Source organism: Agromyces sp. GXQ0307 (assembly GCF_044769845.1).
Taxonomy (GTDB): Bacteria; Actinomycetota; Actinomycetes; order Actinomycetales; family Microbacteriaceae; genus Agromyces.
Genome location: NZ_JBIZVY010000001.1, coordinates 626,233 through 641,378 on the forward strand (window position 1 = coordinate 626,233; position 15,146 = coordinate 641,378).

11 protein-coding genes are annotated in these 15,146 nt (G+C 71.8%); 8 read left to right on the forward strand and 3 right to left on the reverse strand.

What is annotated here, in order from left to right:
• Positions 1–31: 31 nt before the first annotated feature.
• A complete protein-coding gene (locus ACIQH8_RS02905; protein WP_400994543.1) occupies positions 32–1,093 on the reverse strand; it encodes a DUF2510 domain-containing protein in 1,062 nt (353 codons plus the stop codon).
• Between the two features lie 107 nt (positions 1,094–1,200).
• Positions 1,201–2,550, reverse strand: coding sequence for a Gfo/Idh/MocA family protein (locus ACIQH8_RS02910; protein ID WP_400994545.1), 1,350 nt, complete (start codon positions 2,548–2,550; stop codon positions 1,201–1,203).
• Between the two features lie 183 nt (positions 2,551–2,733).
• Between ACIQH8_RS02910 and ACIQH8_RS02915 the strand changes: the two genes are divergently transcribed.
• From ACIQH8_RS02915 to ACIQH8_RS02935, 5 genes are all read left to right on the forward strand, one after another.
• Positions 2,734–3,777, forward strand: a complete 1,044-nt coding sequence (locus tag ACIQH8_RS02915; RefSeq protein WP_400994548.1) for a LacI family DNA-binding transcriptional regulator — start codon at positions 2,734–2,736, stop codon at positions 3,775–3,777.
• Positions 3,778–4,615: 838 nt separating this feature from the next.
• Positions 4,616–5,827 (forward strand): Gfo/Idh/MocA family protein, encoded by a 1,212-nt coding sequence (locus ACIQH8_RS02920; protein ID WP_400995691.1) that lies wholly within the window; start codon positions 4,616–4,618, stop codon positions 5,825–5,827.
• Between the two features lie 2 nt (positions 5,828–5,829).
• A complete protein-coding gene (locus ACIQH8_RS02925) occupies positions 5,830–7,077 on the forward strand; it encodes a DUF993 family protein (protein ID WP_400994551.1) in 1,248 nt (415 codons plus the stop codon).
• Positions 7,074–7,964: a sugar phosphate isomerase/epimerase family protein gene (locus ACIQH8_RS02930; RefSeq protein WP_400994553.1), complete on the forward strand. Its 891-nt coding sequence runs from the start codon at positions 7,074–7,076 to the stop codon at positions 7,962–7,964. Before ACIQH8_RS02925 ends, ACIQH8_RS02930 begins: the two co-directional genes overlap by 4 nt.
• Before the next feature lie 104 nt (positions 7,965–8,068).
• Positions 8,069–9,604, forward strand: coding sequence for an alpha-N-arabinofuranosidase (locus tag ACIQH8_RS02935; protein WP_400994555.1), 1,536 nt, complete (start codon positions 8,069–8,071; stop codon positions 9,602–9,604).
• Positions 9,605–9,863: 259 nt separating this feature from the next.
• Here the strand turns inward: ACIQH8_RS02935 and ACIQH8_RS02940 are convergent, their stop codons facing one another.
• Positions 9,864–11,633 carry an ABC transporter ATP-binding protein gene (locus ACIQH8_RS02940; protein WP_400994557.1) on the reverse strand — a complete coding sequence of 590 codons (1,770 nt, stop codon included), beginning with the start codon at positions 11,631–11,633 and terminating at the stop codon, positions 9,864–9,866.
• A gap of 213 nt (positions 11,634–11,846) precedes the next feature.
• Between ACIQH8_RS02940 and ACIQH8_RS02945 the strand changes: the two genes are divergently transcribed.
• The 3 genes from ACIQH8_RS02945 (at position 11,847) to ACIQH8_RS02955 (ending at position 15,103) form a co-directional block, all read left to right on the forward strand.
• Positions 11,847–12,911, forward strand: coding sequence for a sugar ABC transporter substrate-binding protein (locus ACIQH8_RS02945; protein ID WP_400994559.1), 1,065 nt, complete (start codon positions 11,847–11,849; stop codon positions 12,909–12,911).
• A gap of 150 nt (positions 12,912–13,061) precedes the next feature.
• Positions 13,062–13,814, forward strand: a complete 753-nt coding sequence (locus tag ACIQH8_RS02950; protein WP_400994561.1) for an ATP-binding cassette domain-containing protein — start codon at positions 13,062–13,064, stop codon at positions 13,812–13,814.
• On the forward strand, positions 13,811–15,103 hold the full coding sequence (locus ACIQH8_RS02955) for a sugar ABC transporter permease (protein ID WP_400994563.1): 1,293 nt from the start codon (positions 13,811–13,813) through the stop codon (positions 15,101–15,103). Before ACIQH8_RS02950 ends, ACIQH8_RS02955 begins: the two co-directional genes overlap by 4 nt.
• The last annotated feature ends 43 nt before the right edge of the window (positions 15,104–15,146 follow it).

Genomic DNA, 15,146 nt, shown 5'->3' on the forward strand with positions numbered 1-15,146 from the left:
ATCAGCGACGATCGGCGACGACCTCCCCTGGCTACTGCGGCACGTTCGTGAAGATCACGTCCTCGTACTCGAACGACGGCGCGGTCTGCATCGTGAGCGACGTGGGATCGGCGACCGACCAGGCCTCGTTCCACGTGATCGACGAGCCGGGCAGGATCGCCGTGGTCGGCGGGATGCCGACCTGCCCGCCCTCGGCACCGACGTCGAAGATTCGCGTGGCCTCCGTGCCGCCCGACGAGAGCTGCGAGAACACGACCGGCTGCACGTTCTCGGTCGAGTCGTTCGTGATCGTGAGCGTGAAGACGAGGTTCGCGGCCTGATCGGCGCCGGCCGAGAGGTCGGAGGGTGTGAACGGCTCGGGCGCGGAGACGGTCATCGAGACGTCGTTGCTCCACACCATGGTCTCGCCGAACCGGAGCACCTGCCCCTCGACGGACTCGTCGCCGGGTTCCTCGGTGGCGGGACCGGTGGGCTCGCCGAACTCCTCCTCGAGCTGGCGGTCGATCTCGTCCTGGATCACGCCCGAGTCGACGATCTGCCCGAACACCCCGAGCGCGACCACGGCGAACACGATCGTCCCGATGATCCCGCCAACGACCGAGAGGATCAGGCCCGTGATGGCGGGCCACTTCCGGCCCTTGAGGAACAGGGCGATGATCGCGAGCACGAACGCGATCGGCAGCAGGATGAGCCCCACGACCTGCACGAACGGGATGACCGCGAACACGAACCCGACCGCCGCGATCACGAGCGCCACGATGCCGAGCACGTTCGTGCCGGCCGGTTCGGGCGGCGCGCCGGGCGCGCCCGGGGCGCCGCCGTACGCGGCGTATCCCGTGTACTCCGCGGGCGGCGCCCCGCCGGATCCCGACGGGCCGTTCGTCGGCAGCCCGGCGAACGGCGTCGTCTCCGCATACGGCGAGGAATCGCGCGCGCCCTCATCGCCGAGGGTGGCCGCGTCATACGGCCGGGTGGCGCCGTCGGCGCCGGGGAGCGGCGCGGTGTGCTCGGTCCACTGCGTGCCGTCCCAGTACCGTTGCTGTCCGCGCCCGTCGTCGTACCAGCCCGGAGGCGCGCTCGTCGGATCGCTCATGATCGCGATGATCCCAGCACCCCGAGGCATCCGTGGGGTCCAAAGGCCCGCGCAGCGGGCCCCCGCGCTCGTGCGGCGACGCGGGCGAGCGGATGCCGCGGGGCGGCTCAGGCGCCGAGGTCGAGATCCGCGATCCGCACGGGCTCGCCGGTCTCGAGCGACCGGTTCCCGGCGATGCCGACCGAGACCGCCCGCACGCCGTCGGCGTAGTCGGCGACGCGGCCGAGCGGCGCGTCATCCGTCACCCGGTCGAAGAGGTGCTGCAGCAGGTAGGCGTCGCCGCCGCCGTGGCTGCCGATGCCCTCGGGGATCGGCACGACCTGCGCGCCCTCCCAGTGCCGCTGCAGCACGAGCCGCTCGGAATCGGGGCGCACCTCGTCGACCGGAGAGTGGTCGGGGTGCATGCTCGGGTCGACGACCACTCGGCCGTCCTCGCCGATCAGTACGGCGCCGCGCTCGACGACCTCGAGCTCGGCTCGGCCCTCGGTGCCGTTCACCGTGACGCGGTACCCCTCCCACGGCGCGTGCGCGTTGAGCGAGTAGCTGAGGGTCGCACCCGAGTCGTAGTCGACGAGCGCCGCGAGGTTGTCCTCGATCGTGATGCCGGGATCGAACACGTCGCGGTCGCGCAGATAGCCGTCGTGGTGCTCCTGGTCGAGGTAGAGCTCCCTCATGCGCGGGTCGGCGGCGAGGTCGAGTGCGAAGGGTCCGCCCGCCTCGCCCGCGCCCGTGCCGCGCGCCGGGCGTGCGCCGAGGCCGCGCGCCGCGGCGTTCTCGGCGCCGTAGAAGCGCAGCCCTCCGCTCGCGAACACCCGCACGGGCGCCGCGCCGATCCACCAGTTCACGAGGTCGAAGTGGTGCGAGGCCTTGTGGATGAAGAGCCCGCCCGAGTTCGCCTTGTCGCGGTGCCAACGGCGGAAGTAGTCGGCGCCGTGCACCGTGTCGAGCGCCCACTCGAAGTGCACGCTCGTCACCCGCCCGATGCGCCCGTCGGCGATCACGCGTCGCAGGGTCGAGTTCCGCGGGCTGTAGCGGTAGTTGAACGTCGTGATGACCTCGCGGCCGGTCTCGCGGATCGCGGCGCCGATGCGGCGCACGCTCTCGGCGTCGATCGTGAGCGGCTTCTCGACGACGACGTCGGCGCCGGCGCGCAGCGCGCGCACGATGTAGTCGGCGTGCGTGACATCGGGCGTGGTGATCACGACGCGGTCGAGGCGCTCGTCGGCGATCATGCGCTCGAGGTCGCCGACGGCGTACCGCACGGGGGCCGGATGCCCCGCCGCGACCACCTCGCGCTCGTACACGTCGAGCCGGCCCGGGTTCACGTCCGACCACGCGACGAGCTCGGCGACATCCGGTACCCGCTCGGCGCCGATCACGGTGCCGCTCATCGCGCCGATGTACATGCCGGCGCGGCTTCCCGCTCCGATGAGTCCGTACCGTTCCCGCTGCGCCATCGCTGCTCCACTCGTGCGTCGTGCCTCCCGCCCGAACCGATGGGAAAGCGCTATCTCACTACGGTAGCATTGCGTCATCCGGGCACTCCGCGGCCGCGACGTCCGCGGCATCCGTCACCCTCGGCGATAGCATGGGGCGCCTGCCAGAGCCTCGCGAGAGTGCCTCACGGATACGGAGGACGCATGACCGACGACGCCGTCGAGACCCGGCGCACCGCGCCCGCGACCCTGCACGACGTCGCCCGCGAGGCGGGTGTCTCCCTGGCCACCGCGTCCCGCTCGCTGAACGGCAGCACGCGCAAGGTCAACGAGGAGTACCGCCAGCGCGTGCTCGCAGCCGCCGCGAAGCTGAACTACTCCCCCAACCTGTCGGCGCAGGCCGTCGCGCGCGGCACGACGACGACGGTCGCGCTCCTCGTCGCCGACATCGCCGACCCCTACTTCTCGCAGATGGCGGCCGGCGTCGTCCGCGAGGCCGACCGCGAACGGCTCATCGTCACGATGGCCGCGACCGAGCGCGACACCGAACGCGAGCTCGACCTCGTCCGCACGCTCCGCGGCCAGCGCCCGCGTGTCATGATCCTCGCCGCCTCGCGCCGCGAAGACGACCCGAACAACGACGCCCTCGAGGCCGAGCTGCGGGCGTTCGAATCCAACGGCGGGCGCGTCGCCTTCGTGAGCAGCGCCGCCGGGGGCTTCCAGGCCGTGCAGCTCGACAACCGCGCCGGCGCCGAGGCCCTCGCGCGCGAACTCATCGGGCTCGGCTACCGCCGCTTCGCCGCGGTCACCGGCGCCGAGGGCATCCGCACCGCCGACGAGCGCCTCGCCGGCTTCCGCGCCGGGCTCGAAGCCGGGGGCGGCACGCTCGAGCGCATCGTGCGCCCCGCGTTCACCCGCGACGGCGGCTACGAGGGCATGGCGCAGCTCATCGAGCAGGGCCTCGACGGCATCGAGCTGGTCTTCGCCGGCAACGACGTCATGGCCGTCGGCGCGATGTCGGCCATCCGCGACGCGGGCCTCACGCCCGGCACGGATGTCGCGGTCGCGGGCTTCGACGACATCCCCACGGTTCGCGACGTCACCCCAGCCCTCACGACCGTCCGCATCCCGCTCGAGGAGGTCGGCCGCCGCGCCCTGCGCCTCGCGCTCGACGAGGGTGGCGAGGTCGACGAGTCACCCGTGCAGACCGAGGTGGTGCTGCGCGAGTCGACGCCGCGACGCGGCTGAGGCGCACGGGCTGACGCGGCGCGGGTGACGCCTCGGTCACGAAAACAGGACCAGCCGCCCGATACCCCCGCATCGGGCATCATCACTCGTCTCATCCTGCGTACTCTGCCGGGCCCGCAGGATCCGCCCGCCGTCACGCCACCGCCGCAGGCCGAGCCGGGCACGAAAACAGGACCAGCCGCACGATAGCGCGGTCACGGGCCCCATGACCCGTCTCATCCTGCGAACTCGACCAGGCCCGCAGGATCCGCCCGCAGTCCCGCCACCGCCCCAGGCCGAGCCGGTCACGAAACGCAGGACCAGCCGCACGACAGCGCGGTCACGGGCCCCATGACCCGTCTCATCCTGCGTACTCGACCAGGCCCGCAGCATCCGCCCGTCGCGCCGCCACCGCCGCAGGCCGGACCGGTCACGAAACGCAGGACCAGCCGCACGATAGCGCGGTCACGGGCCCCATGACCCGTCTCATCCTGCGAACTCGGCCGGGCCCGCAGCATCCGCCCGTCGCGCCGCCACCGCCGCAGGCCGAGCCTGTCACGAACGCAGGACCAGCCGCCCGACAGCGCCCCCACGGGCCCCATGACCCGTCTCATCCTGCGAACTCGGCCGGGCCCGCAGCATCCGCCCGCCGCCCCGCCACCGCCCCGCAGTCCTCGCGCGAACTCCGCCGCCCACCCGGAGTGTTGCGCGAACCGCGATCCGTGTCCTACACTCGGGTAAACGCTTTCCCGCAGCGGCGCGGCGGCCGGACCAGAAGGTCAGGCCAGTCGTCCGCTCCCGGCATCGAAGAGGAACCACCGTGGCAGACGAGACCACCCCGCAGACCATCGGCATCATCATGAACGGCGTGTCCGGCCGCATGGGGTACCGACAGCACCTCGTGCGCTCGATCCTCGCGATCCGCGAGCAGGGCGGCGTGCTCCTCGCCGACGGCGAGACCCGCGTGCAGGTCGAGCCGATCCTCGTCGGCCGCAGCGAGAAGAAGCTCGCCGAGCTCGCAGCGAAGCACGGCATCGAGCACTACACCACCGACCTCGACGAGGCGCTCGCCGACGACCGCTGGCCGATCTACGCCGACTTCCTCGTGACCAAGGCGCGCGCCGCCGCCATCACGAAGGCCATCGCCGCCGGAAAGGCCATCTACACCGAGAAGCCGACCGCCGAGTCCTACGCCGATGCACTCGAGCTCGCCCGCCTCGCCGCCGACGCGGGCGTGAAGAACGGCGTCGTGCACGACAAGCTCTACCTGCCCGGCCTTCAGAAGCTGAAGCGCCTGATCGACAGCGGCTTCTTCGGCCGCATCCTGAGCGTGCGCGGCGAGTTCGGCTACTGGGTGTTCGAGGGCGACTGGCACCCGTCGCAGCGGCCGAGCTGGAACTACCGCGCGGAGGACGGCGGCGGCATCGTCGTCGACATGTTCCCGCACTGGAACTACGTGCTCGAGAACCTCTTCGGCCGCGTCGAGTCGGTCTACGCGAAGGCCGTCACCGAGATCCCCGAGCGCGTCGACGAGCGCGGCGACCGCTACGCGGCGACGGCGGATGACGCCGCGTACGCGATCTTCGAGCTCGAGGGCGGCGTGACCGCCCAGCTCAACTCGAGCTGGACGACCCGCGTGAATCGCGACGAGCTCGTCGAGTTCCAGGTCGACGGCACGCTCGGCTCGGCGGTCGTGGGACTCTTCGGCTGCAAGATCCAGCCGCGCAACGCGACCCCGAAGCCGGTGTGGAACCCCGACCTCGCCGACGGCCACGAGTACGCGCAGGACTGGATCGAGGTGCCCGACACCCTCGAGTTCGAGAACGGCTTCAAGACGCAGTGGGAGGACTTCATCCGCCACGTCGTCGAGGACGCCCCGAACACCTACGACTTCCTCGCGGGTGCGCGGGGCATGCTGCTCGCCGAGCTCGGCCTGGAGTCGTCGCGGACTGGCCGGCGCATCGACATCCCCGAGGTGACGCTCGAGGCCGCCGACGAGCCGACGGATGCCGCGGCATCCGCCGCCGCCCAGGCGCCCGTGGCCGCCGACGAACTGAGCGGGGCGCGCTGACGATGACCACGCTCACGCTGCTGGGGGCGGATGGCGCGACCCGCGCCGTCGCGCTGAACCCGCCGCCCGCGTTCGCCAAGCCGCGGAAGCCGCTCGGCTCGCGCGTCGCGTACGCCGCCGCGCACGTCGTGCCGAAGGCGCACGCCGACAACACGCCGGGTCAGCCCGCCGAGATCGACTGGGACGCCACCCTCGCCTTCCGCCACCACGTCTGGTCGTGGGGCCTCGGCGTCGCCGACGCCATGGACACCGCGCAGCGCAACATGGGCCTCGACGCCGCCGCGACGCGCGAGCTCATCTCCCGGAGCGCCGCCGAGGCCGCGTCGGCGGGCGGCAGCGTCGTCGTCGGCGTGAACACCGACCACATCGACGACGAGCGCATCTCGCTCGAGCAGGTCATCGACGCCTACGTCCAGCAGCTGCACCACGCGGAGGACGCGGGCGCCGGCGCCGTGCTCATGGCGAGCCGGCACCTCGCGCGCGCCGCGCAGAGCGCCGACGACTACCGCCGCGTGTACCGCGAGGTGCTCTCGAAGGCCGGCGCGCCGGTCGTGCTGCACTGGCTCGGAACCGCCTTCGACCCGGCGCTCGAGGGCTACTTCGGGTCGACCGACACGGATGCCGCGTCCGCGACGCTCCTGCAGATCATCGAGGCGAACCGCGACACCGTTCGGGGCGTCAAGATGAGCCTGCTCGACGCCGACGCCGAGATCGCCGTGCGGCGCCGGCTGCCGGCATCCGCCCGGATGTTCACGGGCGACGACTTCCACTACGTCGGCCTCATCGAGGGCGACGCGGAGGGTCACTCCGACGCGCTGCTCGGCGCCTTCGCGGCGCTCGCGCCGAACGCGTCGGCCGCGATCCAGGCGCTCGACCGCGACGACGCAGACGAGTACCGTCGCATCCTCGGCCCGACCGAGGAGCTCTCGCGGCAGGTCTTCGCCGCCCCGACGTTCTACTACAAGACGGGCGTCGCGTTCCTGTCGTGGCTGAACGGCCACCAGGCCGCGTTCCAGATGGTCGGCGGCCTGCACGCCGCGCGCAGCCTGCCGCACCTCTCGCGCATCGTCGAGCTCGCGAACGCCTCGGGCGCGCTCGAGCGCCCCGAGCTCGCCGCGGCGCGTTGGCACGAACTGCTCACGATCAACGGGGTCGACACCACGGTGACGGATGCCGCGGCCGCGCTCGCCGCGGCGGACACCCCGGTCGACGCCCCCGCCGAGGCGGCCTCGCAGGCGGTCCCCGCATGAGCGCTCACCCCCGCCTCTCCCTGAACCAGGCGACGATCAAGCACGCGTCGCTCCAGGAGGCGCTCGACGTCACCGCCGGAGGCGGGGTCCGGGCGATCGGCCTGTGGCGCGAGCCCGTCCACGCGGTCGGCGTCGCCGAGGCATCCGCTCGCCTCACCGACTCGGGGCTGCGCTTCACGAGCCTCTGCCGCGGCGGCTTCTTCACGATGCCCGAGGGTCGTGAGCGGCGCGCGTCGATCGACGACAACCGCCGCGCGATCGAGGAGACGGCGACGCTCGCCGCCGCCGGCGCCCCCGGCTCGACGGCGGTGCTGGTGCTCGTCGCGGGCGGCATCCCCGAGGGGTCGACCGACCTCGCCGGTGCGCGCGGCCGCGTCGCCGACGCGCTCGCCGAGCTGGTTCCGGATGCCGCGGCGGCCGGCGTGCAGCTCTCGATCGAGCCGCTGCATCCGATGTACGTCTCCGACCGCGCCGTCGTCTCGACGCTGAAGCAGGCGCTCGACCTCGCCGCGCCGTTCGCGCCCGAGACCGTCGGCGTCGAGGTCGACACGTTCCACGTCTGGTGGGATCCGGAGGTGCTCGACCAGGTCGCACGCGCCGGCCGCGAGAGGCGCATCGCGAGCTACCAGGTGTGCGACTGGGCGACGCCCCTGCCCGCCGACGCGCTGCTCGCACGCCACTACCCCGGCGACGGCGTGATCGACTTCACGACCGTCACCGCCGCGGTCGAGGCGACGGGGTACGACCGCGACATCGAGGTCGAGCTCTTCAACGCCGACATCTGGGCGGCGCCGTTCGCCGACGTGGTCGCCCGCACCGCGGCATCCTTCGACCGCGTCGTCGCGCCGCACCTCTCGGCCGCCCCGGCGCCGACCCCCGCCGGCTGAGCCGGTCGCCCGCACCCACCGTCGAGTGTCCACGGGATTCCGCCTCCCGCCACGGGATGCGACACTTCGTGGACACTCCGGATTCCGACTGCAGTGAGAGAGCGATGACGCAGACCGCCCGCATCACCGTCCACCCGTCCTTCGTCGTCGGCGCGATCGACCGGCGCATCTTCGGCTCGTTCGTCGAGCACCTGGGGCGCGCGGTCTACACGGGCGTCTTCGAGCCGGGGCATCCGACGGCCGACGCCGACGGCTTCCGCGGCGACGTCATCGACCTGACGCGCGAGCTCGGCACGAGCCTCGTGCGCTACCCCGGCGGCAACTTCGTCTCGAACTACTTCTGGGAGGACGGCGTCGGCCCGGTCGACGAACGCCCGACGCGCATCGACCTCGCGTGGCGCACGGTCGAACCGAACACGTTCGGCACCGACGAGTTCATGCAGTGGGCGCGCAAGGCCGACGTCGAACCGATGATGGCGGTGAACCTCGGCACGAGGGGCGCGGATGCCGCGGCGAACCTCGTCGAGTACTGCAACGTGGCCGGCGGCACCGCCTGGAGCGACCGCCGCCGCGCGAACGGCGCCGAGGAGCCCTACGGCGTGAAGCTCTGGTGCCTCGGCAACGAGATGGACGGCCCGTGGCAGATCGGCCACAAGACCGCCGACGACTACGGCAGGCTCGCGAGCCAGGCCGCGCAGGCCATGCGCCGCGTCGACCCGTCGATCGAGTTCGTGGTGTGCGGGTCGTCGAGCCGCGAGATGCCGACGTTCGGCGAGTGGGAGCGAGTGGTCCTCGAGCACACGTTCGACGACGTCGACTACATCTCGGTGCACGCGTACTACCAGGAGCGCGACGGCGACCGGGCGTCCTTCCTCGGCTCCGCGGCATCCTTCGAGGCATTCATGCACGAGGTGGTCGCGACCGCTGACGCGGTCGCCGCCCGCCGTCACTCGTCGAAGCGGCTGAAGCTCTCGGTCGACGAGTGGAACGTCTGGTACATCTCCGATTTCCCGGGCGAGGACGACCTCGACCTGCTCGAGCAGCCGCGCCTCATCGAGGACGTCTACTCGGGCCTCGACGCGGTCGTCGCGGGCGACCTGCTCGCGACGCTCGTCCGCAACGCCGACCGGGTCGCGGTCGCGTGCCTCGCCCAGCTCGTGAACGTGATCGCGCCGATGCTCACCGAGCCCGGCGGCGACGCGTGGAAGCAGACGACGTTCCACCCGATCGCGCTCACCGCTGCGCACGCGCGGGGCGTCACGCTCGACGCACGCGTCGAGGGGCCGACCCTCGCGACGGACAAGCACGGCGAGGTCGCGGGCGTCTCGGCGACCGTCACGTGGGATGCCGAGTCCGGCTCGCTCGTCGCGATCCTCGTGAACCGCACGGCCGAGCCGGTCGCGGCGGCCGTCGAGCACCTCGGCTTCGCGGACGTCTCGCTCGCCGAGGCATCCGTCATCGTCGCCGATGCCAACGAGCGGGGCGCCAGCTCGACGGATGCCGCGGCCCACCTCGCGGCGCGCGGCGCCGCCGCCGCGCCCCGCCCGCTCGCCGGCGTCACGACCTCCGACGACGTCTCGACTGTGCCGCTGCCGCCCGAGTCGTGGGCGCTCGTGCGCCTCGCCGCGCGCGTCGCGTAGCCCGCGGCGCGCGGCGGCGCCCCGCCCGCACCCCGCGCCCTCAGCCCGCACCCGCACCGGCCCCCGCACCCGCCCCCGCACCCGCGGCCCGCGTGGCACCGAGATGCCACCTGCGGTCGTGTGACCGCGGCCGATGCGACCGCAGGTGGCATCTCGCGGGTCGTCGGGCGAGCGGATGCGACCGCAGGTGGCATCTCGCGGGTCGTCGGGCGAGCGGATGCGACCGCAGGTGGCATCTCGCGGGCCGTCGGCCGGCGCGCTAGGCCGATTGCACGCGGTGCAGCTCCGCGTAGCGGCCGCCGCGCGCGACGAGTTCGGCGTGCGAACCCGACTCGACGACGCGGCCGCGCTCGAGTACGACGATCCGGTCGGCCGACCTGATCGTGGAGAGCCGGTGCGCGACGACGAGCGTCGTGCGGCCCCGCATGAGCCGGCCCAGCGCGTCGCGCACGAGCGCCTCCGAGGCCGGGTCGAGCGCGCTCGTCGCCTCGTCGAGCAGCAGCACGCGCGGATCCCGCACGAGCGCGCGGGCGATCGAGAGCCGCTGGCGCTGACCGCCCGAGAGCCGCGCGCCGCGTTCGCCGACGACGGTGTCCCAGCCGTCGGGTTGCGCCTCGACGATCTCGAGCGCATTGGCGTCGCGGAGGGCCGCGAGCACCCGCTCGTCGGAGACCTCGCCGAGCCCGTAGACGATGTTGTCGCGGATCGTCCCCTCGAAGAGGACGGACTCCTGCGGCACGACCGACACGAAGCGGCGGAACGTGCGGAGGTCGAGCTCCTCCATGTCGACGCCGTCGAGCAGCACGCGCCCGCGGGTCGGCCGCAGGAACCCGAGCACGAGGTTGAGCAGCGTCGACTTGCCCGACCCCGACGAGCCGACGAACGCGACGGTCTCCCCCGGCCGGATGTCGAGGTCGACGCCGTCGAGCGCGGGCGGCTCGCCGAACTCGTACCGCACCTCGGCCTCGTCGAGGCGGATGCCGCCGACTACCCGCTGCACGGCGCGCTTGCCCTCGTTGAACTCGAGGTCGGGCTCCTGCAGCACCTCGGCGATCGAGCGGATCGATTCGGTGCCGCGCGCGATGATCGGCAGCAGCATCAGCAGGCCGGTCGCGGCCGACGTGAGCAGCGCGAAGTAGGAGCTGAGGAGCACCACCTGCCCCGCCGTGATGGGCAGCCATCCGGCGATCGAGATCCAGGCGGCGAGCAGGAGGCATCCGACGCCCAGGAGTTGCAGCGTCACCCACGACAGGGACGCGAAGCGGCCGTTGAGCAGGTCGAGCCGGAGGCCGGCCGAGCGCACGCCCTCGGCGCCCGTGGCGACCCGATCGACCGCGACGTGCTCGAGCCCGTGCGCCCGTGTGATCGGCAGCAGGGTCGCCATCTCGCCGACCCGTGCCGAGAACTGCTCCACCTCGAGCCGGAAGCGCTCGTTGCGGGCCCGGCTGCGGCGGTTCAGGATGGCGCGGAGCAGCACCGCGAGCGGGATCGCGAGCGCGTACACGGGCAGGAACTGCGGGACGTTGATCGCGGTCATCGCGATGGCGCCGATGAGCACCATCGTCGCCGACAGCAGCGGGTGCGCGGTCTGCTGCAGCATGACCTCGATGTTCTCGACGTCGCGCACGACCTTGGTCTGCACGATGGCCGAGTTCGACCGCGTGTGGAACCCGATCGAGAGCGACTGGAGTCGCGCGGCGAGCGCGTTGCGCAGGTCGCGGCCGATGTCGCGCACCGCGCCCATGAAGAGCTTCGTGTACGCGACGTGGTTCGGGTAGTTCTGCAGGAGCGCGACGATCGCGATCCCCGCCCAGAGCGCGAGTTCGCGGAGCGGGCCGCCCGCCACCACGACGTCGATGATCTCGGCGGTGACGGCCGGCATGAGCCAGAGGGGCGTGTCCTTCAACGCGAAGAAGAAGACGGATGTCGCGACCCGGCGCCGGTGCATGCCGAGCAGTCGCAGCACGGAGCGTCCCGGGCGTCGTCCGTCGATCGTCCGCTCGATTTGGGAAAGCGCTTGCCCATGCATGTTCCGATTCTGCCGTCGTTCGGGCGTGGGCGCCAGTCGCGGAGCATGTCCCCTGAACGGGTGGGAGCGCTCTCCGCCCCGAATGCCGGGAGTTACGGAAGCGTTACCCACATATGTTGGGGACTCCCGCAAACAGGAGGATCATGTCAATGCCTCCGCCGACGATGACGGAGGAACCCGGAGGGGTCGACCTCACCTGCAAGGGGGAGAGACATGAGAAACAGATCCATGGTCTCCGTCGCCGCAGTCGCCGGGGTGTCGGCACTGCTGCTGGCGGGCTGCGCGAGCGGCGACTCGGGTGGCGACGGCGGCGACGACGCCACTGCGGCCCGCGCATGCGTCATCCTTCCCGACGCGGCCTCGTCGCCGCGCTGGGAGAACTTCGACCGGAAGTACCTCGAGGAGGGCCTCTCCGAGGCCGGCTTCGAGACCGACATCCAGAACGCCCAGGGCGACACCAACAAGTACGCGACGATCGCCGACCAGCAGCTCAGCAAGGGCTGCGGCGTCATGCTGCTCGTCGACTACAACGGCGCCGGCGCCGCGGTGGCCGAGAAGGCGACCGCCGAGGGCATCCCGGTGATCGCCTACGACCGGTCGATCGAGGGCGCGGACTACTACGTGTCGTTCGACAACGTCGAGGTGGGCCGGCTCGAGGGCCAGTCGATCCTCGACGGCCTCGAGGCCGCGGGCAAGGACCCGGCCGAGGCGGTCGTGGTGTACATGGGCGGAGACCCGTCCGACAACAACGCCGCCATGTTCAAGGAGGGCGCGGTCGAGGTCATGGAGGCCGCGGGCATCACCCCGGCCGCCGAACCGCCCGGCGTGTGGGACGGCGACAAGTCCGCGACGAACTTCGAGCAGGCGCTGACCTCGCTCGACGGCAAGGTCGACGCGGTGTGGGTCGCCAACGACACGAACGCCGCCGGCGTCATCACGGTGCTCGACAAGAACAACCTCGTCGTGCCGGTCTCCGGCCAGGACGCGTCGATCGCGGGCCTGCAGAACGTGCTCCTCGGCAAGCAGACCGCCACGGTCTACAAGCCGGTCGCACTCGAGGCCGAAGCCGCGGTCGAACTCGCGGTCCAGCTGCTGAACGGCGAGACGCCGGAGGACCCGGGCCTCGAGGACCCGTACGGCACGCCGTACTTCGCGGTCACCCCGCAGCTGGTCGGTCCCGAGGAGGTCATCACGGTGGTCGAGGCCGGCGACGCCGACCCCGCCGAGCTCTGCCAGGGCGAGGTCGAGGCCAAGTGCGCCGAGTACGGCATCCAGTAGTGATCCGCCGCCGCCGGCGCTAGTCGGCTGCATCATCCAGACGTCCCGGGTCGCGGCACGCCGCCGCGACCCGGGACCGATTCCCTCTCCCGCCGCCGCGTCGCGCGTGCCACGCTGGGAGCGACGACGACGATGTCGGAAGGAACGCCCATGGAAGCGCCACTCATCGAACTGAGCGGGATCATGAAGAGCTTCGGCCCGGTCAGCGTGCTGAAGGGGGTCGACCTCAAGGCCTACCCGGGCAAGGTCACCGCACTGGTCGGCGACAACGGCGCCGGCAAGTCGACCCTGATCAAGGGCCTGGCCGGCGTGCAGCCGTACGACGGGGGCGAGGTGACGTTCGACGGCGCGCGGGTGTCGCTGCATCATCCGCGTGACGCGTCGCGGCTCGGGATCGAGGTCGTATACCAGGACCTCGCGCTGTGCGACAACCTCGACATCGTGCAGAACATGTTCCTCGGCCGTGAGGAGACCGAGTTCGGCACGTTCGACGAGGGCCTCATGGAGAAGGAGGCCTCCGACACGCTCCGCTCGTTGTCCGTGCGCACGGTCAAGTCCGTCCGGCAGAAGGTCTCGAGCCTGTCCGGCGGGCAGCGGCAGACGGTCGCGATCGCCCGTGCGGTCCTGAAGAAGGCGCGCCTGGTGATCCTCGACGAGCCGACCGCGGCCCTCGGCGTCGCCCAGACCGAGCAGGTGCTGAACCTGGTCCGTCGCCTGGCCGATCAGGGCGTCGCGGTGATCCTGATCAGCCACAACCTCGCCGACGTCTTCGAGGTCGCCGATCACATCGACGTCCTCTACCTCGGCCAGATGGTCGCGCACCTGGACGCCGACCAGACCTCCCGCGACGACGTCGTCGGGTACATCACCGGTGCCAAGGTCCAGCAGGGAGCCAGCGCATGAGTACGTCGCAGACGCCGCAGACGACCGGACCGGCGCCCGACACGAGCGTGAACGACGTCAACGACCTCATCGGCTCGGGGCAGGAGGGGTCGGTCGCCGACCAGGCCCGCGCCTACCTCCAGCGCATCCAGCACGGCGACATGGGCGCCCTGCCCGCCGTCGCCGGCCTCGTGGTGCTGACCATCCTGTTCAGCTTCCTCAGCCCGTTCTTCCTCACCGAGCGCAACTTCGCCAACCTGCTCACGCAGGCCGCGACGCTCGTCATGCTCGGCATGGCGCTCGTCTTCGTGCTGCTGCTCGGCGAGATCGACCTGTCCGCGGGCGTGACCAGCGGCATGACGATGGCCCTCTTCATCGTGCTCGTCAACGTGCACGCGATCGCCTGGCCGATCGCCCTCGCGATCGCGTTCGCCGCGGGCATCCTCACCGGAACCCTGATCGGCTTCTTCGTCGCCAGGGTCGGCATCCCGTCCTTCGTGGTCACGTTGGGCCTGTTCCTCGGCTACCAGGGGCTGACGCTCATGATCATCGGGTCGGGCGGCCTCTACCGGGTGCAGATCCCCGAGATCCGCGACATCCAGAACTCCAACATGCCCGTCTGGGCCGGCTGGCTCATGCTGGGCGTCATCCTCGCGGTCTCCGCGGGCATGTCCTTCTGGGACCGCGCCCGCCGCACCCGCGCCGGAGTCCCGAACCGCACGATCGCGCTCGTGTGGATCAAGCTCGGCGTGATCGCCGTCATCGGCGGCGCCGCGATCGCGGTCCTCAGCCGCAACCGCGGACAGTCCGTCGGCATCGTCGAGGGCGTGCCCATCGTCGTGCCGATCGTCCTCGTGATCCTCTGGATCGGCACCTTCGTGCTCGACCGCACCCGGTTCGGCCGGTACCTCTACGCGATCGGCGGCAACGCCGAAGCCGCCCGCCGCTCCGGCGTCAAGGTCATGCTGATCCGGTGGTCGGCGTTCATCGTCTGCTCCACCCTCGCCGTCGTGTCCGGCCTGTTCTCGATCAGCAAGGTCGGCTCGATCGACGCCGCAGCGGGGCGCGAGATCGTGCTCTCCGGCGTCGCCGCCGCCGTCGTCGGCGGCGTCAGCCTCTTCGGCGGCCGCGGTCGCCTGATGCACGCCGCGATCGGCGCCCTCGTGATCGCCGTCATCACCAACGGCCTCGGCCTGCTCAACCTCCCGGCCGGCGTCAACCTCATGGTCACCGGCGGCGTGCTCATCCTCGCGGCCACGGTCGACGCGGTCTCCCGCGTGCGGGCCGGCGGATCGCTGATGCGGACCTGAGCAGGAGCTCCACGCCGACCCGTGCACCCGACCCCGTCGTCGG